This window comes from Sphingopyxis sp., from assembly GCF_016463645.1.
GTDB lineage: Bacteria > Pseudomonadota > Alphaproteobacteria > Sphingomonadales > Sphingomonadaceae > Sphingopyxis.
The window spans coordinates 1-22,102 of the sequence record NZ_JAEMQX010000064.1; the positions used below are offsets into that span (position 1 = coordinate 1).

Annotated in this window: 35 protein-coding genes; 16 read left to right on the plus strand and 19 right to left on the minus strand. The window is 66.7% G+C overall.

The genetic code is table 11. From position 1 onward, the window contains the following. Both JHC57_RS13650 and JHC57_RS13655 read left to right on the plus strand, forming a co-directional pair. Nucleotides 1–1,235 (plus strand): MltA domain-containing protein (locus JHC57_RS13650; protein WP_366928543.1); only part of this gene is annotated, 1,235 nt, incomplete at its 5' end. A gap of 1 nt (nucleotide 1,236) precedes the next feature. Next, nucleotides 1,237–1,800 carry a Smr/MutS family protein gene (locus tag JHC57_RS13655; RefSeq protein WP_294030621.1) on the plus strand — a complete coding sequence of 188 codons (564 nt, stop codon included), beginning with the start codon at nucleotides 1,237–1,239 and terminating at the stop codon, nucleotides 1,798–1,800. Here the strand turns inward: JHC57_RS13655 and dapE are convergent. Further along, complete coding sequence (gene dapE / locus JHC57_RS13660; protein WP_294030622.1) at nucleotides 1,797–2,930, minus strand: succinyl-diaminopimelate desuccinylase; 1,134 nt, start codon at nucleotides 2,928–2,930, stop codon at nucleotides 1,797–1,799. The two genes, JHC57_RS13655 and dapE, sit on opposite strands and share 4 nt — an antisense overlap. 97 nt (nucleotides 2,931–3,027) lie before the next feature. Between dapE and JHC57_RS13665 the strand changes: the two genes are divergently transcribed. Continuing rightward, nucleotides 3,028–3,495, plus strand: a complete 468-nt coding sequence (locus JHC57_RS13665) for a cupin domain-containing protein (RefSeq protein WP_294030657.1) — start codon at nucleotides 3,028–3,030, stop codon at nucleotides 3,493–3,495. Here JHC57_RS13665 and JHC57_RS13670 read toward each other — a convergent pair. The 9 genes from JHC57_RS13670 to JHC57_RS13710 form a co-directional block, all read right to left on the minus strand. Continuing rightward, complete coding sequence (locus JHC57_RS13670) at nucleotides 3,492–4,145, minus strand: hypothetical protein (RefSeq protein ID WP_294030624.1); 654 nt, start codon at nucleotides 4,143–4,145, stop codon at nucleotides 3,492–3,494. The genes JHC57_RS13665 and JHC57_RS13670 overlap by 4 nt on opposite strands. A 52-nt stretch (nucleotides 4,146–4,197) precedes the next feature. Beyond that, a complete protein-coding gene (locus tag JHC57_RS13675; RefSeq protein ID WP_294030625.1) occupies nucleotides 4,198–4,869 on the minus strand; it encodes a glutathione S-transferase family protein in 672 nt (223 codons plus the stop codon). Between the two features lie 42 nt (nucleotides 4,870–4,911). Continuing rightward, nucleotides 4,912–5,562 carry a ribosome biogenesis GTP-binding protein YihA/YsxC gene (gene yihA, locus JHC57_RS13680; protein ID WP_294030626.1) on the minus strand — a complete coding sequence of 217 codons (651 nt, stop codon included), beginning with the start codon at nucleotides 5,560–5,562 and terminating at the stop codon, nucleotides 4,912–4,914. Beyond that, on the minus strand, nucleotides 5,559–7,307 hold the full coding sequence (gene yidC / locus JHC57_RS13685) for a membrane protein insertase YidC (protein ID WP_294030627.1): 1,749 nt from the start codon (nucleotides 7,305–7,307) through the stop codon (nucleotides 5,559–5,561). Before yidC ends, yihA begins: the two co-directional genes overlap by 4 nt. A gap of 42 nt (nucleotides 7,308–7,349) precedes the next feature. Next, the gene (yidD, locus tag JHC57_RS13690) at nucleotides 7,350–7,562 is read right to left on the minus strand and encodes a membrane protein insertion efficiency factor YidD (RefSeq protein ID WP_237839059.1); all 213 of its coding nucleotides are present in this window, start codon (nucleotides 7,560–7,562) and stop codon (nucleotides 7,350–7,352) included. Continuing rightward, nucleotides 7,559–7,906: a ribonuclease P protein component gene (rnpA, locus tag JHC57_RS13695; RefSeq protein WP_294030628.1), complete on the minus strand. Its 348-nt coding sequence runs from the start codon at nucleotides 7,904–7,906 to the stop codon at nucleotides 7,559–7,561. The genes yidD and rnpA overlap by 4 nt, the downstream gene beginning before the upstream one ends. Before the next feature lie 29 nt (nucleotides 7,907–7,935). Then, complete coding sequence (rpmH, locus tag JHC57_RS13700; protein WP_037554958.1) at nucleotides 7,936–8,070, minus strand: 50S ribosomal protein L34; 135 nt, start codon at nucleotides 8,068–8,070, stop codon at nucleotides 7,936–7,938. 101 nt (nucleotides 8,071–8,171) lie between these two features. After that, nucleotides 8,172–8,480 carry a PGPGW domain-containing protein gene (locus tag JHC57_RS13705; RefSeq protein ID WP_294030629.1) on the minus strand — a complete coding sequence of 103 codons (309 nt, stop codon included), beginning with the start codon at nucleotides 8,478–8,480 and terminating at the stop codon, nucleotides 8,172–8,174. Between the two features lie 133 nt (nucleotides 8,481–8,613). Beyond that, complete coding sequence (locus tag JHC57_RS13710) at nucleotides 8,614–9,159, minus strand: hypothetical protein (protein WP_294030630.1); 546 nt, start codon at nucleotides 9,157–9,159, stop codon at nucleotides 8,614–8,616. 135 nt (nucleotides 9,160–9,294) lie between these two features. On the opposite strand from JHC57_RS13710, the gene ung reads away from it, so the two are divergent. The 5 genes from ung (at nucleotide 9,295) to JHC57_RS13735 (ending at nucleotide 11,876) form a co-directional block, all read left to right on the plus strand. Next, entirely contained in the window at nucleotides 9,295–10,008 is a 714-nt protein-coding gene (gene ung, locus JHC57_RS13715; protein ID WP_294030631.1) for a uracil-DNA glycosylase, read from the plus strand. After that, complete coding sequence (locus tag JHC57_RS13720) at nucleotides 10,005–10,763, plus strand: sulfite exporter TauE/SafE family protein (RefSeq protein WP_294030632.1); 759 nt, start codon at nucleotides 10,005–10,007, stop codon at nucleotides 10,761–10,763. Before ung ends, JHC57_RS13720 begins: the two co-directional genes overlap by 4 nt. A 17-nt stretch (nucleotides 10,764–10,780) precedes the next feature. Next, nucleotides 10,781–11,062, plus strand: coding sequence for a DUF427 domain-containing protein (locus JHC57_RS13725; protein ID WP_294030633.1), 282 nt, complete (start codon nucleotides 10,781–10,783; stop codon nucleotides 11,060–11,062). A 10-nt stretch (nucleotides 11,063–11,072) separates the two neighbouring features. Beyond that, nucleotides 11,073–11,534, plus strand: a complete 462-nt coding sequence (locus JHC57_RS13730) for a YaiI/YqxD family protein (RefSeq protein ID WP_294030635.1) — start codon at nucleotides 11,073–11,075, stop codon at nucleotides 11,532–11,534. Between the two features lie 156 nt (nucleotides 11,535–11,690). After that, nucleotides 11,691–11,876 (plus strand): hypothetical protein, encoded by a 186-nt coding sequence (locus JHC57_RS13735; protein WP_294030636.1) that lies wholly within the window; start codon nucleotides 11,691–11,693, stop codon nucleotides 11,874–11,876. 108 nt (nucleotides 11,877–11,984) lie between these two features. On the opposite strand, the gene JHC57_RS13740 is transcribed toward JHC57_RS13735, so the two are convergent. Then, nucleotides 11,985–12,206, minus strand: a complete 222-nt coding sequence (locus JHC57_RS13740; RefSeq protein ID WP_294030637.1) for a hypothetical protein — start codon at nucleotides 12,204–12,206, stop codon at nucleotides 11,985–11,987. Nucleotides 12,207–12,320: 114 nt separating this feature from the next. Between JHC57_RS13740 and JHC57_RS13745 the strand changes: the two genes are divergently transcribed. From JHC57_RS13745 to JHC57_RS13755, 3 genes are all read left to right on the plus strand, one after another. After that, nucleotides 12,321–12,668 (plus strand): DUF962 domain-containing protein, encoded by a 348-nt coding sequence (locus JHC57_RS13745; RefSeq protein WP_294030638.1) that lies wholly within the window; start codon nucleotides 12,321–12,323, stop codon nucleotides 12,666–12,668. Nucleotides 12,669–12,738: 70 nt separating this feature from the next. Next, a complete protein-coding gene (locus JHC57_RS13750; protein ID WP_294030639.1) occupies nucleotides 12,739–12,942 on the plus strand; it encodes a DUF2061 domain-containing protein in 204 nt (67 codons plus the stop codon). 52 nt (nucleotides 12,943–12,994) lie between these two features. Next, on the plus strand, nucleotides 12,995–13,423 hold the full coding sequence (locus JHC57_RS13755; protein ID WP_294030640.1) for an OsmC family protein: 429 nt from the start codon (nucleotides 12,995–12,997) through the stop codon (nucleotides 13,421–13,423). Here JHC57_RS13755 and JHC57_RS13760 read toward each other — a convergent pair. The 3 genes from JHC57_RS13760 to JHC57_RS13770 form a co-directional block, all read right to left on the minus strand. Further along, nucleotides 13,420–14,004 carry a hypothetical protein gene (locus JHC57_RS13760; RefSeq protein ID WP_294030641.1) on the minus strand — a complete coding sequence of 195 codons (585 nt, stop codon included), beginning with the start codon at nucleotides 14,002–14,004 and terminating at the stop codon, nucleotides 13,420–13,422. The two genes, JHC57_RS13755 and JHC57_RS13760, sit on opposite strands and share 4 nt — an antisense overlap. A gap of 70 nt (nucleotides 14,005–14,074) precedes the next feature. Continuing rightward, on the minus strand, nucleotides 14,075–14,527 hold the full coding sequence (locus JHC57_RS13765; protein WP_294030642.1) for a nuclear transport factor 2 family protein: 453 nt from the start codon (nucleotides 14,525–14,527) through the stop codon (nucleotides 14,075–14,077). 29 nt (nucleotides 14,528–14,556) lie between these two features. Next, nucleotides 14,557–15,411 (minus strand): hypothetical protein, encoded by an 855-nt coding sequence (locus JHC57_RS13770; protein WP_294030643.1) that lies wholly within the window; start codon nucleotides 15,409–15,411, stop codon nucleotides 14,557–14,559. Nucleotides 15,412–15,614: 203 nt separating this feature from the next. Between JHC57_RS13770 and JHC57_RS13775 the strand changes: the two genes are divergently transcribed. From JHC57_RS13775 to JHC57_RS13790, 4 genes are all read left to right on the plus strand, one after another. Further along, nucleotides 15,615–16,493: an arylamine N-acetyltransferase gene (locus JHC57_RS13775; protein WP_294030644.1), complete on the plus strand. Its 879-nt coding sequence runs from the start codon at nucleotides 15,615–15,617 to the stop codon at nucleotides 16,491–16,493. A 74-nt stretch (nucleotides 16,494–16,567) separates the two neighbouring features. Beyond that, a complete protein-coding gene (locus JHC57_RS13780) occupies nucleotides 16,568–17,425 on the plus strand; it encodes a TauD/TfdA family dioxygenase (RefSeq protein WP_294030645.1) in 858 nt (285 codons plus the stop codon). Between the two features lie 7 nt (nucleotides 17,426–17,432). Then, nucleotides 17,433–17,861, plus strand: a complete 429-nt coding sequence (locus JHC57_RS13785; RefSeq protein ID WP_294030646.1) for a DUF1801 domain-containing protein — start codon at nucleotides 17,433–17,435, stop codon at nucleotides 17,859–17,861. Nucleotides 17,862–17,869: 8 nt separating this feature from the next. Further along, entirely contained in the window at nucleotides 17,870–18,265 is a 396-nt protein-coding gene (locus JHC57_RS13790; RefSeq protein WP_294030647.1) for a DUF1801 domain-containing protein, read from the plus strand. Between the two features lie 15 nt (nucleotides 18,266–18,280). On the opposite strand, the gene JHC57_RS13795 is transcribed toward JHC57_RS13790, so the two are convergent. The 5 genes from JHC57_RS13795 to JHC57_RS13815 form a co-directional block, all read right to left on the minus strand. Next, complete coding sequence (locus JHC57_RS13795; protein WP_294030648.1) at nucleotides 18,281–18,820, minus strand: 2'-5' RNA ligase family protein; 540 nt, start codon at nucleotides 18,818–18,820, stop codon at nucleotides 18,281–18,283. Nucleotides 18,821–18,897: 77 nt separating this feature from the next. Then, nucleotides 18,898–19,713, minus strand: a complete 816-nt coding sequence (locus JHC57_RS13800) for a ThuA domain-containing protein (protein ID WP_294030650.1) — start codon at nucleotides 19,711–19,713, stop codon at nucleotides 18,898–18,900. An 83-nt stretch (nucleotides 19,714–19,796) separates the two neighbouring features. Continuing rightward, complete coding sequence (locus JHC57_RS13805) at nucleotides 19,797–20,717, minus strand: hypothetical protein (RefSeq protein WP_294030651.1); 921 nt, start codon at nucleotides 20,715–20,717, stop codon at nucleotides 19,797–19,799. Nucleotides 20,718–20,800: 83 nt separating this feature from the next. Next, a complete protein-coding gene (locus tag JHC57_RS13810; RefSeq protein WP_294030652.1) occupies nucleotides 20,801–21,040 on the minus strand; it encodes a hypothetical protein in 240 nt (79 codons plus the stop codon). Beyond that, the gene (locus JHC57_RS13815; RefSeq protein WP_294030653.1) at nucleotides 21,024–21,467 is read right to left on the minus strand and encodes a glycine zipper 2TM domain-containing protein; all 444 of its coding nucleotides are present in this window, start codon (nucleotides 21,465–21,467) and stop codon (nucleotides 21,024–21,026) included. Before JHC57_RS13815 ends, JHC57_RS13810 begins: the two co-directional genes overlap by 17 nt. Nucleotides 21,468–21,609: 142 nt before the next feature. Between JHC57_RS13815 and JHC57_RS13820 the strand changes: the two genes are divergently transcribed. Further along, a partial coding sequence (locus JHC57_RS13820; protein ID WP_294030655.1) for a DUF2726 domain-containing protein occupies nucleotides 21,610–22,102 on the plus strand: 493 nt, incomplete at its 3' end.

The window sequence follows — 22,102 nt, forward strand, 5'->3', positions numbered from 1 at the left end:
GGGGACAGCCGCCCCGCGACCACCGCCCCGTCCCTCCGCGCCCGGCCGGAACGCCGCGCCCCTATGTGCCGCGTCCGTCGGAAACCGCGGGTGCCGCCGCGCAGCCGATTCCGGCCACCCCGCGCGCGCCGCTTCCCGTCGCGGCGGTCCCGGCCGATGCGACGACCGCCGCCGCCAGCGGCGTGGTCGCCGGGCCTGATTTTGCCACGCTCGGCGTCACCACCGGACAGGCGGCCACCGCGCTCGCCGCCTTCCGCATCAGCTGCCCCTCGGTCCAGCGCCGTACCGATACGAGCGGCCTGACGCAGGGCGCCGACTGGGCCGAAAGCTGCAATGCGGCGAAAGACTGGAAGGACGGCGACGCGCTCGCCTTTTTCACGCGCTATTTCGGCACGCTGCAGGTCGGCGCCGGCACCGCCTTCGTCACCGGCTATTATGAACCCGAAATCGCCGGTTCGCGTACGAAGCAGCCCGGCTATGACGTTCCCATCTATCGCCGACCCGCCGACCTCGTCGAAGTCGACCTCGGCCAGTTCGCCGACGATTTGAAGGGCCGCAAGATCCGCGGCCGCGTTGAGGGGAGCGATTTTACCCGCTATTACGACCGCACCGCGATCGAAAGCGGCGCGCTCGACGGGCGCGGGCTCGAAATCGCTTACGCCGCCGACGCCGCCGAATTCTTCTTCCTGCAGGTGCAGGGCTCGGGGCGTCTGCGCCTCCCCGACGGCGGTGTCATGTGGATCGGTTACGACACGCAGAACGGCCGCGGCTATGTCGGCATCGGCAAGCTGCTGCTCGACCGCGGCGAGCTCCAGCGCGGACAGGCGTCGATGCAGGGCATCCTCGATTATCTGCGCGCCGACCCCGTGCGCGGCGCCGCGGTGATGAACGAGAACCCGAGCTGGGTGTTCTTCCGCGAACTCACCGGCCCCGGCCCGCTCGGCGCGCTCGGCGTTCCGGTGACCGGCCGCGCGAGCGTTGCCGCCGATCCCCGATATGTGCCACTCGGTGCGCCCGTCTTCCTTTCGCTCGACCGCGCCGAACCCAATGGTCTCTGGGTCGCGCAGGACACCGGCGGCGCGATCAAGGGCGCCAATCGTTTCGACAGCTTCTGGGGCGCGGGCGACGAGGGGCGCGCGATCGCCGGTGGCATGGCCGCGCGCGGCGCGGCGCTGCTCCTGCTCCCGCGCGCCAGCATCGCACGGCTGATCCCGGCGCCGGTGCCGGATCGCTGACATGCCGCGGCGCCTCGCCCCCGAGGAAAGCGCGCTGTGGAAAAAGGTCGCGGCGACGGTGACGCCGCTGCCCAAAGCCCCGGCACCGCTCGCGCCCGCGGCGCCGCCGAAGCCGACGCCGCGAAGCGGCGCCGTCCCCGCCGCGCCATCGCGCCCGGCGCCGGCGAAACTGCCGCCGCCGCGCCGCACGCATCAAACCGCGACACTCGATGGCCATTGGGACCGCCGCCTGCGCAAGGGGCTCGTCCGCCCCGATATGAGCATCGACCTCCACGGCCACACGCTCGCCTCCGCGCAGGCTCTGCTCGACGACGCCATCGGCCGCGCGCTGTTGCGCGGCGCGCGCGTGCTGCTCGTCGTCGCGGGGCGGCTCCGCCCGGGTGCCGACCGCCTGCCGCAGATGCACGGCGATCCCCGCCCGCGCGGCGCGATCCGCGCCTCGCTGCCCGACTGGCTCGCCTTTTCGCCGCATGCCGATGGGATCGTCGCGCTCCGCCCGGCGCATATCAGCCACGGCGGGGCTGGCGCGGTCTATGTGATCCTTCGCCGCAGCCGCGAGGATTAGAGGAAAACGCGCATCAATATGCCGCGATAGATGGCGGTCAGCTTGTGGAGATCGTCGACCGCGACCGCCTCGTCGAGCTTGTGCATCGTCGCGTTGGTCAGCCCGAATTCGACCACCGGGCACAGCGCATGAAGAAAGCGCGCGTCCGATGTGCCGCCCGTCGTCGACATTTCGGGCTGCAGATCGGTCTCGGCATGGATCGCCTCGGCGACCAGCCCGGACAGCTCGCCCGGCGGGGTCAGGAAGGCCTCGCCCGAAATCTTGCCCAGCACCTTCGCGCCCGGCTCGACGTCGTGTGCGATCCGCTCGATCATCGCGACGAGATCGGCGCCGCGATGCCGGTCGTTGAAGCGGATCGACAGCCGCGCGCGTGCCGAGGCGGGGATGACGTTGGTCGCGCCATTACCCACCTCGATATCGGTGAATTCGATGTTCGACGGCTGGAACCAGTCGGTCCCGGCGTCGAGGCTCACCGACTCGATCGCCGCCAATATCCTCACCAGCTTGGGAATCGGATTGTCGGCGAGGTGCGGATAGGCGACATGCCCCTGCGTACCCGGCACGTCGATCCAGATATTGACCGACCCGCGGCGCCCGATCTTCACCATGTCGCCGAGCCTGTTCACCGACGTCGGCTCGCCGACGACGATCATGTCGGGCTTCACCCCGCGCGCGTCCATATGCTCCATCAGCGCGCGGGTGCCGAAGATCGCGGGCCCCTCCTCGTCGCCGGTGATGATCAGGCTGATCGTCCCCGCGTCGACCGGCGTCGCGGCGGCCGCTGCGACGAAGGCCGCGATCGATCCCTTCATGTCGACCGCGCCGCGGCCATAGAGCAGATCGCCGCGCACTTGCGGATCAAAGGCCTCGCCCGTCCAGCCCACCCCCGGCGGCACGACATCGAGGTGTCCGGCGAAGCCGAAATGTTTCGTGCCCCTTCCGGTCCGCACCGCGAGCAGATTCTCGACCGGCCCGTCGGGTTCGATCCCGTCGATGAAGCGCTCGACGGTGAAGCCCAGCGGCGTCAGCGCCGCCTCGAGCGCATCGAAGACGGCGCCCGTGGCGGGGGTGACGCTCGGCGCGGCGATCAGCGCCTTGGCGAGTTCCAGGGGATCGACATGATGGGTCATGCCCGCCCTTTACGCCTTCGCACGGCGCGAAGTCGAGGCTTTGCACCGCGCATCCTTTATGCGAAACAAAGGAGGAACAAACTCCATGAGGACTGTCATGCCCAAGCTCGATCTCGACGCCATCCCGCAAACCAACACGACGGGCTATCCCGCGCCCCATGACAAACCCGTGCAGGGCCGCTGGTACCGCCGCCTCGCGCCGCCAACGGGCCTCAGCGACTTTGCCGCGAGCCATGTCGTGCTCAGACCCGGAGCCTGGTCGTCGCAGCGCCACTGGCACGACGGCGAGGACGAGATGCTCGTGATGATTTCGGGCGAGGCGGTGCTGGTCGAGGACGACGGCCGCTGGTCGATGCGGGCGGGCGACATCGCGGTATGGCCGAAGGGCAGCACGAACGGCCATCATCTGATCAACGAATCGGATGCCGACTGCGTCTTCGTCGCATTGGGCGGCGGCAAGAAACATGACACCGGCGGGGGCTATTCGGACATCGACATGCTCTTCACGCCCGACGGCTATTTCCACAAGGACGGCACGCCCTATCCGGCGGCGCGAATTCCCTAGCGGACCTCGAAACCGAGCAGGGTGAAGCGCGCCGGCGCGGTCGCGAAGACGCCGTGGCCGCGTGCCGAGGCCGATCCGAAGACGAGGCCGATCCGGTCGATATCGGCGAGCGCCGCCCCGATCGCGCCGGGGTTCGCCCCGGCGGTCCGCCCCATCACCGAAATCCAGTCCGGATCGTCGAGCCTGACGCGCATCTCATGTTCGCCCGGCGCGATCTCCTGCACGGTCGCGGCGGGTGCGTACCAGCGATAATGTTCGTAGCGGCCCTTCGCCGACCAGTTGTCGCCGCGCCGCTGGAAATAGAGCGAAACGGTGGCGGGCGCATCCTCGCTTTCCTGCGGCACGAACCGCGTCCCCGGTCGCGCGTCGACGCGGTAGCGCAGGGTGATGGTCGACGCCGCCGGAATCGGGCGCGAGCGGAACGTCACATAATGGACATGCCCCGCCTCGCGGCTGCCGACGGGAAAGTCGAAATACCACCCGTTCCGTGCAGGCCGCGGCTGCAGCGGCATGCCTTGCGAATAATTCTTGCCGCGGATGACCGGGCCGATCACCCATTGCGCGGCGCCGGGTGCGGTAAAGGCGGCCGCCGCCGCGGCGCCCGCGACGAGGCTCAGGACGATGGCCGACAGGATAAGGGGCCTGCGCATGACGCCAGACTAGCCCGACAACCTTATCGCGTCCTGAACGACCCGCGTGCCGTCAATCGGCCACCGGCCCCTCGAACTTCTCGATCACCCAGTCCTCGGCCTGCGCGCCGCCGATCCATTCCTGCATGCACGGATGGCTGATCACCGCCTGGCAATAGGCGGCGGCGAAGCGCGGCAGCGGGATCGAGTAAGTGACGAAGCGCGTCACCACCGGCGCGAACATGATGTCGGCCGCCGACCAATCGCCGAAGAGGAAGTCGCCCTCGCCGCCGAAACGCGCGCGCGCCTCGGCCCAGATCTGGAAGATGCGCACGACGTCGGCCTGCACTTCGGGCAGCAGCTCGGCGGGCGGATAGGCGCGCCGGATGTTCATGCTGTGATTGCGGCGGAGCGCGGCGAAGCTCGAATGCATTTCGGCCGCCATCGACCGCGCCATTGCGCGCGCCGCCATGTCCCCGGGCCAGAATCCCTTCGTGCCGCCGGTCTTTTCGTTGAGATAGTCGATGATCGCGAGGCTGTCCCACACGACGATATCGTCGCCGTCCCACAGGATCGGCACCTTGCCCCCCGACGGCGCGAACTCGTCGCCCTCGCGCCGCTGGCTCCACTCCTCGTCGTAAAGCGGGACGGTGACTTCCTCGAACGGCAGCCCGCTATGCTTGACCGCAAGCCAGCCGCGCAGGCTCCAGCTGGAGTATGCCTTGTTGCCGATGAACAGTTTCATTGGATCTCCTTGTCCCCTCCCTCAGGGGGCGGGACGCAAAGGTCAACTCTCGACCGCCTCCAGCACCGCGGTGCGCAGTTCGGCGATGCCCATGCCCTTTTCGCTGCTCGTCGCGATCACCCCGGGGTGGGCGGCAGGGTGCCTGCGCGCCTCGGTCTCGGTCGCGGCGTGCACCGCTTCGAGTTCGGTCGCCTTGATCTTGTCGGCCTTGGTCAGCACGATGCGATAGCTCACCGCGGCGACGTCGAGCATCTCCAGCACCTCGCGATCGACGTCCTTGATCCCGTGACGGCTGTCGATCAGCACCAATGTGCGTTTCAGGACCTGCCGCCCGCGGAGGTAATCATTGACGAGGAAGCGCCACTTTTTGACGACGTCCTTCGGCGCCTTCGCGAAGCCGTATCCCGGCATGTCGACGAGCCGGAACACCAGCGGCGACCCCACATCGAAATAGTTGAGCTCCTGCGTCCGCCCCGGCGTCACCGACGTGCGTGCGAGCCCGTTCCGGTTCGTCAGCGCGTTGAGCAGCGACGACTTGCCGACGTTCGACCGCCCGGCAAAGGCGATCTCGGGAACGCTCGGGCCCGGCAGATGCTGGAGGGCGGGCGCCGATTTCAGGAAGGCGATCGGGCCCGCGAACAGCTTGCGCGCCCGTTCCGCCCTGTCCTCCGCGCCCGGACCGATCTCGCTCACTTCGCCGGGGCCGCCTTCAGCTGCGGGAACTTGCGGTACATCCACTGCTGCTGCCCGATCGACAGGATATTGTTGGTGATCCAGTAGAGCAGCAGGCCCGCCGCAAACGGTGCCATGATGAACATGAACAGCCACGGCATGATCTTGAACACCTGCTGCTGCACGGGGTCGGTCGCCTGCGGATTGAGACGGAACTGCAGGAACATCGTGATGCCGAGGATCACCGCGAGAATGCCGATCGACAGGATCGACGGGGGGGTGAAGGGCAAGAGGCCGAACAGGTTCAGGATGTGCAGCGGATCGGGTGCCGACAGATCCTTGATCCACAGGATGAACGGCTGGTGCCGCATTTCGATCGTCAGCATCAGCACCTTGTAGAGCGCATAGAAGATCGGGATCTGGATCAGGATCGGCAGGCAGCCGGCGAGCGGATTGATCTTCTCGTCCTTGTAGAGCTTCATCAGCTCCTGCTGCATCTTCGGCTTGTCGTCCTTGTACCGCTCCTGCAGCACCTTCATCTTGGGCTGGACGAGGCGCATCTGCGCCATCGATCCGAACTGGCGCTGCGCGATCGGGAACATGAGCGCACGAATGATCAGCGTCAGCACCATGATCGCGACGCCGAAATTGCCGACCTGCTTGAACAGCCAGTCGAGCAGCTTGAAGATCGGCACCTCGAAAAATTCGAACCAGCCCCAGTCGATCGCGTTCGACAGGCGCGTGATGCCCTGATCATTTTCATAGCGCTGAAGTGTGTAGACTTCCTTGGCGCCCGCGAAGATGCGGCTGGTCGTCGTCACCTGCTTGCCCGGCGCGACCTGTGTGAAGTCGCGCGCGAATAGCGTCTGGTAATTGTTCGCGGCGGGCGAACTGATCGATGCGGTGATGCGTTCGCCTTTGGCGGGCACGATAGCGCCGAGCCAATATTTGTCGCTGAATCCGAGCCAAGCACCTGAGCCATAACGCACGCTGCGGTTAGGGGCCTCTTCGACATCGTCATAATCGGTATCGATGACCGTCTTGCCGTCGAGATAGCCGGTCGGACCGACGTGTATCGTGACGCTATCCTGCTCGTGCGGATCGGTGGGGGTGCCCAATCGATCAAGCAGCGCGTAGCTGCTCAGCGAAACCGGGGCGGTGCCCGTATTGGCGATCGTCTGCTTTGCGGTGATCAGATAATCGGCATCGATGCTGTACTCGATACGGAACGTCTGGCCGGTCGTGTTCGCCCAGCGCAGCGTCACCGGCGTTGTCGGAGTCAGCTTGTTACCCGTCGCTGTCCAGACGGTGTTCGCGTTCGGGACCTGGATGCCCTGCGCCGCCCAGCCGAGGCTCGCGAAATAGGCCGCCGGCGTGCCGCCGGGCGCGAACAGTCGCACTGCGGGCGAACCCTTCTTGATCGTCTGGCGATATTTGTTGAGCGTGATGTCGTCGACGCGCGCGCCGACGAGGTTGATCGACCCCTTGATCGCGGGGGTGTCGATCGGGACACGCTGGCCTTCGGCAAGCACGACGTCAACGGGCCGGATCGCTTGTGCCGCGGGTGCGGTGGGGGCACCGGGTGTCGGCAGCGCACCGGGCTGGCCCTGCGCCGTGGCCGGTGCCGCGCCGGGAGCGCCCGCAACAGTCTTCGTCACATCGGGCTTGTCGGGCGTCGGAAAGAATTTCTCCGAAACGAAGTTCCAGCCGATCAGGATGGCCACCGACAGCAAAATCGCCGCGATCATGTTACGCTTGTCGTCCACGCTCTTCGGTCTCTCTTCGTCTAAACAGGATGTCGGGAATGATTATGGAACGGGGTCGTACCCGTGCCCTCCCCATGGATGGCAGCGCAATAGCCGCTTTGTCGCCAGCCAGCCACCCTTGATCGCACCATGGCGGCGGAGTGCGACGATCGCATATTCGCTGCACGACGGCGCATAACGGCAGGTGGGGGGCAGGATACGGGACGGGCCAAGCTGCCACCCGCGCGCGATGAGGATCAGCAGGCGGGCGATCATGGCGCCTTTGCCGCCAGTTTCTTCGCTGCGCGCTTCAGCGCCGAATCGAGATGTTCGCCCAGCTCGGCGAATTCCATTTCGTTGGCGCCGGGGCGGCCGATCAGCACATGGTCGGCGCCGGCGATCCCCGATTCGGGCAGCGCGGCGCGCGCGAGTTCGCGAAAGCGCCGTTTCATCCGGTTGCGCGTCACCGCGTTGCCGACTTTCTTGCTGACCGTATAGCCGATGCCCCGCATATCGTCGCCGTCGCCGCGATGGCGGACCAGCAGCACGAAGCCGGGCATGGGAAAGCGAAGGCCGCGGTTCGCGGCCAGAAAATCGCTACGTTTTGAAAGCGTTCGCACCAGCGGAGCTGGCGACGAAGCGTCGGCGATCAGGCCGACAGCTTCGCGCGGCCACGAGCGCGGCGGGCGGCCAGAACCTTGCGGCCGCCGACGGTTGCCTTGCGGGCGCGGAAGCCGTGACGGCGCTTGCGCACGAGGCGGCTCGGTTGATAAGTGCGCTTCATCGCGGTTTTCCCTAGATCTCGTCAAATGCTGCAACAGAAAAGGGCCGCCAAGCGTGGGCGGCCACTGTTGGAGGCGCGGATAAGCAAGAGTCGGTGGAAAGTCAATCGCCATCTGGCTTTTCCAGCGCGGCGCGCGCCCGGCGCCGCGCGGCGCTGACGCGGCGCATGATGCGGTCGGCCCAGTTGCCGTATCTGGGGTGCCGCCGCTTGAAGCGGACATAGGCCCGTTTGGCCCAGGCGCTGTTCTGCAGGCACAGCATCAGCCCGACCGGAAAGACAATCAGGAAACCCGGACCGGGCAGCGGTCCGATCGCGATGCCGGTGATCATCAGCAATATGCCGAGCGCGAACAGCGCAGTGCGAACCTGCGCGTTCGACCGCATCCGCTGATAGAGGCTCCGCTTCGCCATGGGAGCGATGTGGGGCAGGGGGCGGCGTGTTACAAGGCTAAAGCAGCTTGGCGCGCGGGGCGACAATCGCGAACGGTGGTTTCGGGGGAGGCGGACGTCGCATGGACGTCGGGGCAACCCGGGCGGCCGGCGGTCAGGCAAACCACTCCGGAAAATCGCGAAAACTTTTCAGCCTGTTGTTGAAGAAGCGAGCAATGAATGCCGTGTCGGTCTTCTGAAAATATTCGCCATGGGTGAAGAGGCCGTTGCACCCTTCTTCGTCAGCGGGGAAAAACTGATTCCTGGTCAATGTGAACTGGAATGAGGCCTGATTCCCGACACTTCTGATCAGGCTGATTTCCTTGATCCTGATCGGATCCGGGTCGAGTTTTCCTCCGGACATTCCATACTCTCGAAAGAAAAGATAATTGTAGAGTACGCCCCCCACATTTTCCGAGACCGGATATTCGAACTCGACTTCGATGGCCCGTGCGTCGACCCAATCCGAAACGGCGTCGGGAGGCAAGCCCGGCGCCTTGTTCATAAACGCAACCAGGTCATGAATTTGTTGTTCGCACTCCGCACGCCGGAAAGGTTTCGCCTTCGCCGGGGGAATGATTGTGCAGGCTTGCGTTGCGGACGATGCCAACAGTGTCGCGCCGGCCGCGCCAATACCCAGCAATTCACGGCGTGCAATCACGAATACCCCCCTCCTTTGCCAGGCGACATCTGTCGAGGATGGCACGGCGTCCTTGCGTCCGCAATCGGTCGCTAGCCGCCCTTCGCAGGGCGACGGGGCTGGACAAGCCCGCGCCGCTCTGGTGAAGCGCGGGGCATGGCCGAGGTCAAACTGCATCCCGACTGGCTCGCACGCGTCGGCGGCGAATTCGAGCAGCCCTATATGGCGGCGCTGAAGCAATTTCTGGCGGGCGAGCGCGCGAAGGGCAAGGCGATCTTTCCGCGGCCGCGCGACTGGTTCGCGGCATTGGACGCGACGCCGCCGCAGGATGTGCGCGTCGTGATATTGGGGCAGGACCCCTATCACGGGCCCGGGCAGGCGCATGGCCTCTGTTTCTCGGTGCAGCCGGGGGTGCGCACGCCGCCGAGCCTCGTCAATATCTACAAGGAAATGCGCAGCGACCTTGGCATCGCGCCCGCATCGCACGGCTATCTGAAGCATTGGGCAAGCCAAGGCGTGCTGCTGCTCAACAATTGCCTGACGGTCGAAAGCGGCATGGCCGCATCGCATCAGGGCAAGGGGTGGGAGAAGTTCACCGACGCGGTCGTCGCGGCGGTTGCGGCCGATCCGGCGCCCAAGGTCTTCATCCTGTGGGGCAGCCATGCGCAGAGGAAGGCGGCGAATGTCGCGGGGCTCGGCGCGGGAAGCCCGCACCTGATCCTGCGCGCGCCGCATCCTTCGCCCTTGTCGGCGCACAACGGTTTTTTCGGGTCGCGGCCGTTCAGCCAGGCCAACGCCTTCCTCGAGGCGCAGGGACGCGGCGCGATCGACTGGCGGCTGCCCGAAACGCCCGACATCGCCGCGGCATGAGCCTGCTTTCCGATCCGCTTACCCTGCTCGCGGTGGTGGCCGCGGTGATTCTGCTCGGGCTCGCCAAGGGCGGGCTGTCGGGGGTCGGCGCGCTCGCGACGCCGCTCGTCGCATTGGTGCTGCCGCCGACGATCGCCGCCGCGCTGCTGCTGCCGATCCTGATCGTGCAGGACGTCGTCAGCGTGTGGTCGTTCCGCAAGACGTGGGACGGCTGGGTGATCGCGTGGATGCTGCCCGGCGCGGCCGCCGGGATCGCGGCGGGATATCTCTATGCCGAGCGCGTCGACGAGGCGAAGCTGATGGCGGCGCTCGGCGCGATCACGCTGGCGTTCGGGCTTTATCGGCTGTGGGTCGAACGCGGCGGCCGCGTCGTCGCGGCGTCGACCTCGCCGGGCTGGGTCGGCAGCCTGTTCGGCGTGGCGACGGGCTTCACCAGCCAGATCGCGCACGCGGGCGGGCCGCCGTTCCAGATGTGGGTGACGCCGCGCCGCCTGCCGCACCTCGTCTTCGTCGGGACGAGTTCGATCCTGTTCGCGGCGATCAACTGGATGAAGGTGCCCGCCTATATCGCGCTCGGCGCCTTTCCGCACGAGGTGCTGGTCGCCGCCGCGCTGCTGATGCCGCTCGCGATCGGATCGACCCTGCTCACCGTGCGCTGGCTGAAACGGATCGATGGCGCGCGCTTCTATGTTATCATCTATCTGCTGATGGTCCTGCTCGGCGCCAAGCTGGTGTGGGACGGGCTCGCGGCTTGAAGGCAGGAGGCGAAGCGATGGTACAGGCGCGGTGGAACGGCGCGGTGATCGCCGACAGCGACGACACGGTCGTCGTCGAAGGCAATCATTATTTCCCGCGGGGCGCGGTCGATCCGGCCGTGCTGTCGGACAGCGCGACGACGAGCATCTGCCCGTGGAAGGGGCTTGCGCACTATCACCATGTCACCGTCGGCGGGCAGGTGAACGCCGATGCGGCCTGGTATTATCCCGACCCTAGGGAAGCCGCCGAGGCGATCCGCGACCGGGTCGCCTTCTGGAAAGGCGTCGAGGTCGGCTGACCCCTTGTCCATGACCGATGCCATCCAGATACTGGTCGACGCCGACGCCTGTCCGGTGAAGGACGAAATCTATCGCGTCGCGTGGCGGCACGAGGTGGCGGTGAAGGTCGTCAGCAACAGCCGGCTGCGCGTGCCCGAGCATCCGCTGATCGAGCGCGTCGTGGTGTCGGACGGGTTCGACGCGGCCGACGACTGGATCGCCGGGGCGGCGCATGCCCGGAGCATCGTCGTCACCGCCGATATCCTGCTCGCCGACCGGGCGTTGAAGGCCGGCGCAAGCGTGCTGGGCCCGAACGGCAAGCCCTTCACCCTGGCCTCGATCGGCCCCGCGATCGCGACGCGCGCGATCATGGCCGACCTGCGCGCGGGAATGGGCGACGGCATGGGCGGGCCGCCGCCCTTCTCGAAGGCCGATCGCTCGCAATTCCTGCAGGCGCTCGACGCGGCGCTGGTGCGGCTGAAGCGCGGTTAGCATTTTTCTTCGCTGTCTTTTCAGTGCTTTGTGAAATTTTTCCCGGCGAGTGATGGCGATCACGGCCGGGCGTGCGGACGCGCGGCATAAGCAGGCCATCGGGAACGCCCCGAGCCCAATTCGAAACAGATCAACGAATGTGAAAAGGAAGAGACAATGACCAAGAAGATGATCCTCACCCCCGTGCTCGCCCTGACCATCGCCCTGTCGGCAACTCCCGCGATGGCGCAGTCGGCGCAGCCCGCGCAGGGCGGCATGACGGTGACCTCGAACCCCGTGCAGATCCTGATCGGCCTGCTGCTCCCCGCGGTGCAGAAGGTCCGCGAAGCCGCGGCGCGCTGATTTCGCGATTTCGTCTCCGCTCCGGCCCACCGCGCCGGGGCGGAACCACGGCCCTCCCGCCCCCGCGACCCGGGCGGGAGGGCTGACTATTTCAGGCGATGCGGGTGATCAGTTGCCCGCGCGGCGGTGCATCACGAAGGCGAGCAGCAGCGCTGCCGTGATCACGCCGACGAGCATGCCCGCGGTCGTCGTGACCATCGTGACCGAGCCCGCCGGATCGTTCGAGTTCCACGCGCCGCTCTGCGTGCGGTCGATCATCCACCAGGCGCCGGCGACGACGATCAGGTCGAGCAGGACCAGCCCGAGCAGTGCACGCGTCGATTTCTTCATCGATATTCCTCCCCCATTTTCTTTTGGTGCCGCGACCGTATCACGATATCGCGGGCTGCCCATCGCGAAATCGCACGGCTTGACCGCGGTGGCGGCGCGCGACATTCTGGCGCCATGCCGCGGCTTTACACGAGCTTTGCCGAATTCTGGCCCTTTTACCTGCGCGAACACAGCAAGGCGTCGACGCGCGCGCTGCACTATGTCGGGACGAGCCTCGTCGTGCTGATCGCCGTCGCGGCGGTGCTGAGCGGGCGCTGGGCATGGCTGGTCGCGCTGCCCGTCGCGGGCTATTTCTTTGCGTGGGTCGCGCATTTCGGGGTCGAGAAGAACCGGCCGGCGACCTTCACCTATCCGCTGTGGAGCCTCGCGGCCGATTTCCGGATGTGGGCGATGTGGCTCACCGGACGGCTGGGGCCCGAACTCGACCGGGCCGGCGTCGTGCGGGAAAATCGATCAGACTGAGCGGAAGCGCCCTCTGGCGCTTGTTGCGATTCATTCTTAACTTGGCGCTTCGTCCTGCCGGAGATGCGCCATGTCCCACGACCTGATCAAGACCTTCACCTATCTTTCGATCCATCTGACGATCGGCTTCAGCGTCGCCTATGTGCTGACCGGGTCGGTCGCGCTCGCGGGCGGGATCGCGATCATCGAGCCCTGCATCAATGCCGTCGCATTCTTCTTCCATGAAAAGGCGTGGAAGCGCATCGGCGCCCGGCGTAAGCTGCTCGCCGCCTGAGGAATCCGAGTCCCGGCGCCTTTCCGTTTCGCCCCCTCGAAGGAGATAGAGCATGACCGTCAATCGCGCATCCGCCCGCTACGAAGGCTTCGGCAAGGAGGGCAAGGGGTCGATCACGACAAAGTCGGGGGTGCTCGACAAGCAGCCCTATGGTTTCGGGACGCGCTTCGAGGGCCAGCCGGGGACGAACCCCGAGGAACTGATCGCTGCGGCGCACGCGGCCTGCTTCACGATGGCGCTGTCGTTCGGGCTCGCGCGCGCGGGCTATAATGGCGACACGCTGGAGACGAGCGCCGCGGTGACGCTGGAGCAGCAGGACGGCGGCTTCACGATCACCAGGTCCGCGCTGACGCTGACCGGCAAGGTGCCGGGGATCGGTGCCGACGAATTCGCGAAGATCGCCGGGGAAGCCGAGAAGAATTGCCCGGTGTCGAAGCTGCTCAATTGCGAGATCACGTTCGAACACAGCCTCGAGGCCTAGGCGGCGTAGCGCAGCGGCGGGGGCAGCTCGTCTTCCATGAAGGCGAAGGCGCCCTGCGCCGGCGGAAGCAGCGACCAGCTTTGCAGCACGCGATGGCGGCGATGGCCGATATGGCTTTCGATCAGCACGAGTTCGCGCGGAGTCCACCGCCAGGCCATCGGAGCCGGGTCGAAGTCGCAGGCACCGTATCCTAGCGTGATGTGGGGCCGCAGCCCCGACTTTCGATGCATCGGTTCGATGCCTTGCGTTTCCAGCAGCGCGACGATGCCCTCATAGAGATGGCGGATGCCGCCGATGCTTCCGACGGTGGTGAGTTCCGCACCCATTTCCCGGCTCATGATGCGTCCAAAGGGAATGTGGCTCGCAGCGGGGAGGCCGGATGCGAATGCTGCCGCGACACGCTGGCGCAGAAAAGGCTGCGGCTCGGCCGTTTCGGCGATCGTGCAGAGCGTGAGGTGATAATTTTGCGGTTTCAGCCCCGCGAACAGGTCGCCCGCGACGGGCGGCAACTGGCGGGCGAGCCAGCCGGCGCGGTCGGCGGCGACCTGAAAACCCAGGAAATATCGGAACATCGGGTCCATCGTCCATTCCTCCGAATCGGATCAATGTTCCCATTATGTTCTCATCGTTCCCGAGAGTCGAATCCTTCCGCTACTTGTCTTCCGGCGCCATGCGCGTGACGTGGATATAGGTCGCCTGCCAGCTGTCGCCGTTCCGCCGGAAGATGTCGGTGAATCGGATGCGGGCGCGGAAGGGCTTGCCCGCCGAGCGGCCCGACAGGACCGTCTCGGCGCTCGCGAGGCCGGCGTCCTTGCCGAGCGGCAGGATGACGCGATCGGTTAGCGTCACCGGGTCATAATCGTCGTCGGGCCCGGTCCAGCCGTCGATGAAGAAAGCCTTGCCATAGCGCTTGCCGCTGCCGTCGATGAAGACGAGATCGTCGGCGACCATGCGTTCGAGCGCCGCGCGATCCTGCGCGATCTGCGCCGCGTCGAACGCGTCGGCAAAGGCGCGGAGGCTCGCCACGTCGTCTGCGGGTGCATCGGCAGCAAGTGCGGGAGCCGTCATGCCGAAAGCCAGCGCAATCATAATCGTTCCTCGCATGGCGCCTCCCTCCGTCGCTGTGCCGCCCCTTATTGTGCCGGACGGCAGTCCTTCAGCCAGATGATATGCTTATACTCGTCGAAATCCTCGACGGTGCCGGTCAATTTGATGCTCTTGTTCGGCTTGAGCTGGAGCGAATAGGCGGCCTGGCCCGGTGCCATATAACACACGATGTCGGTCTTGAACGGCGCCTGGTTCGGCAGACGGATCGCTTGCTCATACGGCTGGGGAATCTTGTAGCCGACGCGGAAATCCCTGCCGTCCTTGGTCACATAGTCGACGAGGCCGTCGATCGTGAACTGTTTCCCCTTGTAGCGGGTGAGGATGCCCGCGGCGTTGCGTTCGGTATCTTTCGACACTTGCTGCGAAAAGCTCAGCGAATTCATCTTCACCGGCGCGGCGGCCACGGTTGTCGCGGTTGCGCCCTTCTTCGCCGCGGCCGCGCCCGCCTTGCCGCCCTTGATCTGGTTCAGCATGCCGCACATTTCAGCCATCGCGGCGTCGGCCTTGGTTGCCTGTCCGGCGCGCAGCCTGGCCTCCATGACGACGGTGCCGATTCCACCGGTCTGCGTCGCGGTGATCTGGATCGGAAAAGCGCGCACGGTGCCGGTCATCGGCTGTTCGATCAGCATCGAGCCATATTCGGCCTCGTCCGCCATGATGTCGTAGCCCTTGGCTGCGACGAGTCCGCGCATCTGCCCGATCGCGACCGCCGGCGGGAGGTCGGCGACGGTTACCGCGGCGGTGAAGCGCAGCCCGGTGATCGGGTTGCCCTTCTTGACGAAAGCTTCCTCGCAGGTCGCGGCGTTGGCGGTGCCGGCGGCAAAAAGCAGGGCGGCCGGCGCGAGCGCGACAGCAAGGCGGAAACGGGGTGTGATGCGCATGGGGGCTCCTGGACTGTTATATGGTCTGCGACCTTATCTTGTCCCGCCGGTCTGCCGCAGCCGGCGGTCCGCCGCAATGGCTAAGTTACCGGGATAATGGCGCTTTGCGGGACGGCGTGTGTCCCGCCGATCCGTGCTTGACCTCAACCGGGCTTGAGCTTTCATAAGGCGAGGGCATTTGATTCGCGAACGGAGCCTTGTCCATGCTGCACTACCCCGCCGCCTCTCCCCCGGGCCTCGACGATAGCGATGGCGAAGCGCCTGCGGCATCCTTTCTGACGCGCTATCTGGCGCGCATCGGCCACAAGGGACCGGTCGCGCCGACGCTCGATGTGCTGGCGGCGTTGCAGGCGGCGCATATCGCGGCGATTCCGTTCGAGGCGATCGACGCGCTGACCGGCGCCGGAATCGACATCGGCGCCGACGCCATCGACGCCAAGCTGATCGGGCAACGGCGCGGCGGCTATTGCTTCGAGCAGAATGCGCTGTTCCTTCGCGCGCTGCAGGCGATCGGCTTCGATGCAGAGGGGCTGCTCGGCCGCGTGCGCTGGCTGCTCCCCGACGATGCGCCGCCGACGCCGCGCACGCATATGGTTGTGCGCGTGAAACTCGACGGCCGGCCATGGCTCGCCGACGCCGGTTTCGGCGCGGCGGTGCCGCCGCAGCCGCTCGCGATGGACAGCGAGGACCCGCAGGCAACGCGCCACGAAAGCTATCGTATCGTGCGGCACGGCGCCGAATGGCAGGTCGCGGCGTCGATCGAGGGCGAATGGCGCACGCTCTATCGGCTCGAGAATGTCTCGCCGCCCACGATCGATTACGAACTCGGCAACTGGTACACTTCGGCGCATCCGGACTCGCATTTCCGCCACCAGCTGATCGCGGCGCGCACGACCGCCGAGGCGCGCTACGGCCTGCGCGACAACCGGCTGACGACGCGGCTGACCGACGGGCGCATCGACCGGCGCTACCTGAGTGCCGACGAGATCGAGCGCGCGTTGGCGGAGATTTTCCTGCTGCCCGTGCGGCCGCACTGGCGGCCCGCGATCGAGCGCGCCGCGACCGCCGAGATCGTCGGTTAGCCGCACCGCGACTTGACTCGCCGCGGCGATGGTCTTTTCATGCTCCGACAAGACAATAGCAGGAGCGGAAAGCCATGGGCCTCGTCGCATCGCAGCGGGTTTTCGAGCGCCTGAAGGTCGCCCCCCTGACGCCATCGATCGGCGCCGAGATTTCGGGGGTCGATCTGGCGCAGGAGCAGGATGACGCGACGATCGCCGAAGTTCGCGCCGCGCTGCTCGCGCACAAGGTGATCTTCTTTCGCGACCAGTTCATCACGCCCGAACAGCATATCGCCTTTGCGCGGCGTTTCGGGCCGCTCGAAATCCACCCCGCGACGCCCAAGGGCCAGCCGAACCCCGAGGTGCTGCATATCGCGCACGGACCCGATTCGCGCGGGCGCGAGAATGAATGGCATTCGGACGTCACGTGGCGCGCCGAACCGTCGCTGGGGTCGATCCTGCGCGCGATCGAGGTGCCCGAGGTCGGCGGCGACACGCTGTTCGCCGACATGGCAGCGGCGTTCCGCGCCCTGTCGCCCGCGATGCAGGACTGGTGCCGCTCGCTGAGCGCGGTGCACGACATCGCGCGCGTCTTTGCGAAACGGCTCGGCAAGAGCGTCGAGGAACTGCACGAACAATATCCCCCGCAGCTTCATCCGGTCGTTCGCACCCATCCCGAAACGGGCGAGCAGGCGCTGTACGTCAACACCGCCTTCACCAGCCATATCGAAGGTGTGTCGGCCAAGGAGAGCGAGTGGCTGCTCGCGCATCTTCATGCGCAGGCGGCGGTGCCCGAAATCCAGTGCCGCTTTCGCTGGCGCGCGGGCTCGATCGCCTTCTGGGACAATCGCGCCGGGCAGCATTATGCGGCGTCGGACTATTTTCCCGCAGTGCGGCGGATGGAACGGGTGACGATCGCGGGCGACCGGCCCTTCTATCGCGACGAGCGCTGAGGGCGGGATGGCCGAGCCGAAACCGGTGCTGCTGTCGGGCGGCAATCCGCAAATCCCGAAGGGTTATGGCGACGCGCCGGTGCAGGCCTATATCGCGGCGATGCCGGGGTGGAAGTCGGGCGTCTGGAAGCGGCTCGACGGGCTGATCGAAAAGACCATTCCCGGCGTCGCGAAGGCGGTCAAATGGAATTCGCCATTCTATGGACCGCCTGGGCAGGGCGAGGAGCCGACGCACTGGTTCCTGAGCATCCATTGCTTCGACCGTTACATCAAGGTCGCCTTCTTTCGCGGGCAGTCGCTGAAACCGGTGCCGCCGGTCGCATCGAAGAGCGGCGACACGCGCTATTTCCATATCCATGAGGAGGACGCCGTCGACGAGGCGGCCTTCGCCGACTGGGTGAAACAGGCCGCGGCGCTGCCCGGCGAGAAGATGTGAGGGACGACATGGCGGCGGATCCGATCGACGCGAAGATCGCGGGGCTCGGCGACTGGCGCGGAGCGATGCTCGCGAAGCTGCGCGCGCTGATCCACGACGCCGATCCGGATGTCGGGGAAACGGTGAAGTGGCAGAAGCCGTCGAACCCGGCGGGCGTTCCCGTGTGGGAACATGCCGGCATCCTCTGCACCGGCGAAACCTACAAGGACAAGGTCAAGCCGACCTTCGCCAGGGGCGCGGCGCTCGCCGACCCGAAAAAGCTGTTCAATTCGAGCCTCGACGGCAACACGCGGCGCGCGATCGACCTGTTCGAGGGCGACAGCGTCGACGAGGCGGCGTTCAGGGCGCTGATCCGCGCGGCGGTCGAGGCGAATCTCGAAAAGCCGGCGAAAGCAAAAAAATAGCGCAAAAGCGGCGGGCTAGGCTGCCCTGCAATATCCGGGCTCGCCGCCGGGCAAGGGCCAGCGGCCGTGCACGACATGGCGGGTCTGGCCCGTCACGCTTTCGATAAGCAGCATCTCGTCGGCGGTCCATGCGACCGGTTCGATCGCCTCGGCACCGAGCCCGTCGCCGCGATAGTCGATCGTGACGTGAAGTTCGGGCGGCAGGTTGAAGTCCCTGAAACCATGCTGCTCGAAATATTCGGCAAGCTGCCGCTGGAATTCCCACGCCGCGGCAAGCGGCGCCGAACTTCGCAGCGTCGTCGCCTTGCGGCATTCGATCCGGTCGAACCGGACGGGAAAAGCACCGGCGCCGAATTCGTCCAGCCCGCGGATCACGAGTTCGAGGAAACCGGCGGGAGCTTCGGCCAGATCGCCAAAAGCTGCGAGCGTCATATGCAGCAGGTGGGCCCCGCGGCGCCGGTCGCTCCGCGGCAGCGCGTGAATGCGCGCCGCAATATCGGCCGGCGGCTTGACCATCAGATAGAGGGGGCGTCGTGCGAAAATCCTGCGCGGCATGATCGGTTCCTCCTGATGGCGAATCGATCATATCCATAGAACATAAAGAGAACATATTCCAGCGCGCAGATCGCCGATCAGTCGCAGCCCATCCCGTCCTTGCGCGCTGCCCATGCGATCGCGCCGTCGACCATGCGCATGTGGACCGGGTCGGACCATGCCTCGGCCTTGTGGCCGAGCGCGGAATAGAAGATGCGCGCGCGGCCTTCGCAGCGCCACCAGACGAGCGCGTGGTCGCCCATCCGCAGCTTCGGTTCGAGGCGCATCCCGGTCTCGTCGAGGCTGAGGAGAATGTGCGCGTCGGCGGCGGGCGGGGCGTCCCAGCTGTAATATTCGTCGGTCCACGGCCAGATCGCGGACAGGTGGCGCGTCGCCGGATGGCTGCGATCGGTGGGGATCAGCTTCGCCGCCTGGAACTTGTCGGCGCCGCCCGGGTGGCCGATGAACCTGCCGTTTCCGCGCATCCTGACGAACCAGTCGGGGTGGCTGCCGTCACCGGCGCTGTGGAGGCCGACAAAACCTCCGCCCCGGGCGATCCACGCCTGAAACGCCTCGCGCTGCGCCCCGGTGTAGATATCCCCGCTGGCGCTCGCAAAGACGACGACGTCGAACCGGGCGAGTTGCCGGGGGTTGAAGACCGCGGCGTTCTCGGTCGCGAAGCTGCTCCAGCCGCGTGCTTTCACCACAGCCTCGATCGCGGGCACCGCCTGTGCAATGCTGTCGTGGCGATAGCCGTTGGTCTTGCTGACGATCAGCACTGCGGGCCGGGCGAGCGCGGGAAGCGCCGGGGGAGCGCTGTCGAAGGTCGGCGCCGGGCGCCGCGGATCGGGCTCGGCGGGCGACGCCTGCAAGGCGAGCAGCAGCGCGGCGACGAGCTGGACGGCGACGATCATTGGCCTCTCCCGATATTCGGGCCGAGCCTAATGACACCGGTGCACCGGCGCAAGCGGGCGTGCGGAGCGTCGGGCTTTCGACTTCACTCCGCCGCGTCTTCCGCCTCCTTCGGCGTGACCTCGCGCTTGATCGCCGCGCTGATCGCGGCCCCCTGGCTATAGCCGTTGCGGAACGCTTCGCCCGTGTAACGGCCGCGAACATAGGCGAGATCCCACTCGGTCAGCGACGCGGCGACCTCGCTTTCCGGCGCGCTGTCGATCGCGGTCAGGATCGTGCTCGCGGCGGTCTCGCCCATATTCTTCGGCACCCGGTCGGTCAGCGTGCGCATCAGCGCATAATCGGCGATCTGGACAGGGGTCAGGCCGACGAGCGCGCGGCGCTCGACGATCACGACCGACATCACGATCACCGGTTTGGTCATCTTCATGAGGTGCGATCCGCCTGCGGCGGATTCGAAAAGCTTCACGCCGCCGACCATGCGCGCGGGCATGCCCTTGTTGTCGAGCTGCTGCGTCAGATGCCACGCAGTCGCGGGACCGTCCTCGCGCGGCGGCGACCAGTGCCTGGTCGAAGGATCGGAAAAATAGACCGGATGGGCCTTGCGAAAGGCCTTGAGGAAATCGTCCTTGTCGTCGACGAACAGGACGAGCGCGCTGGTGCGGCACGGCATCGCAGCGGGCTTCACACCCGCCGCCGCCGCGACCTTGTGCATGCGTGCCTCGAGGTCGGCGTTGCGTTCGGCGCTGAGGCCGACGACCGCGGGGCAATAGCTTCCTTCCTCGTAGCGCGGCAGCGGCTCGCCCGCGCGGACGACGGTCAGCGCGCGGACATAATGATCGATGACCTGCGCCTTGTCCTTGATCCCCTCGACGATGATCGCGTCGTCGGTCGTCCCGTCCTTCGCGGCGGCGGCGCCCGAAAGGCCGCCGAGCAGGACCGCGCCCGCAAGGCCGAGCGATTTCAGGCCGGCTTTCCCGATCGCCGAAGTCCTTGCCCTGTCCATCCTGGCCCCTTTCCGCCGCTGCCCGAAAGATAGTGATTTACTGTACTATAACAGTCAGGCAGCGGGATCGTCAACCGCGTCTGCTATTCGATGTCGTCGGACGGGTCGAGCCGCACGACCCACATCGGGCGGCCGTCGGGCGAGAGCGCGATGTCGTGCGACGGAACCATGTCGGCCCCGGTCTCGATCCAGCCGCGCCCGTCGCACTTGGGGCAGGGGACGCGGATCGAGCGGGCCGGTGCAGTGGACGATGTTCGACGGATGCGACATGGCGGGTTTTCCGAAATCGAAACGGGGCCGAACCTGTCAGCGGCAGCGCACATTGCCGCGGTCGATCGCGGCGCCGGCCGCCGCGCCGCCGATCGCGCCGAGCACGGTGCCCAGCGTTTCCGACCGGCCGTCGGCGATGACGTTGCCGAGCACGCCGCCCGCGATCCCGCCGACGATCAGCCCGGTCGACCCGTCGTTGCGGCGGCAATAATATTTATTGTCGCGCCCGCGATAGATGCGGTCATTGTCCGACAGGCGGCGTTCCCTGTACCGGCGGTCGTCGCGATAATAGCGGTCGGCATGATAGCCGCCATATTCGGGATCGGGGCGATCCCAGTCGTAGCGGCCGTAGCGGTCGTAGTAGGCGCGGTCGTAATAGCCATAGCCGCCGTCGTCATAGGCATAGCGGTCGCCCGTGCCGGCGCAGCCGCTCGCCAGCGCGGTCGCGGCGGCGAGGGGGAGGATCATCATTCTGTTCATCGGCATCACTCCGTCGGGATGCCGGACCGGTGCGGCGGGGCATCGCGTGGCCCCTCCATGAAGGATAGACCCGCGAGAGGGGGACGGAGTTCCGCCCGGCGGAATTACGCGATGGTAACCACGCCGTGCCATACGGCGTGCGATGCCGACCGAGATCGCCGCCCTGATCGACAAGCCGCTGCTGCTGGCGCTGGTGCTGGCGGTCGGCGCCGCCATCGGCGTCGCGACCGAGCGGATCGTCGAGCGGTGGAAGCGGGCGGAGCGGCGCGAACGGTGGCGGAAGCGCGGCGGAAAGAGCCGGTGGACGGGCGGCAGGGCGAGGGTCGTGCCGATCGCGCCGCCGCCGAAGGCGCTCGACCCGGTCGCGACGGCCGCCGGGCAACTGCGCGCGGTGATGGAGGCCAGTTTCACGGCGCGGCCGCTGCTGAACCAGGGCGAGCGGCGCCTGCTGTCGGTGCTCGACAAGGCGCTGGCCGAGGAAAGCCCCGGCTGGCGTGCGATGGGTCAGGTTTCCTTGGGCGAAATATTGGCGAGCCCCGACGAGACGGCGTTCCTTGCGGTCAATTCGAAGCGCGTCGACCTGCTGATCGTCGACGCCGACTGCCGCCCGCTCCACGCGGTCGAGATGCAGGGCA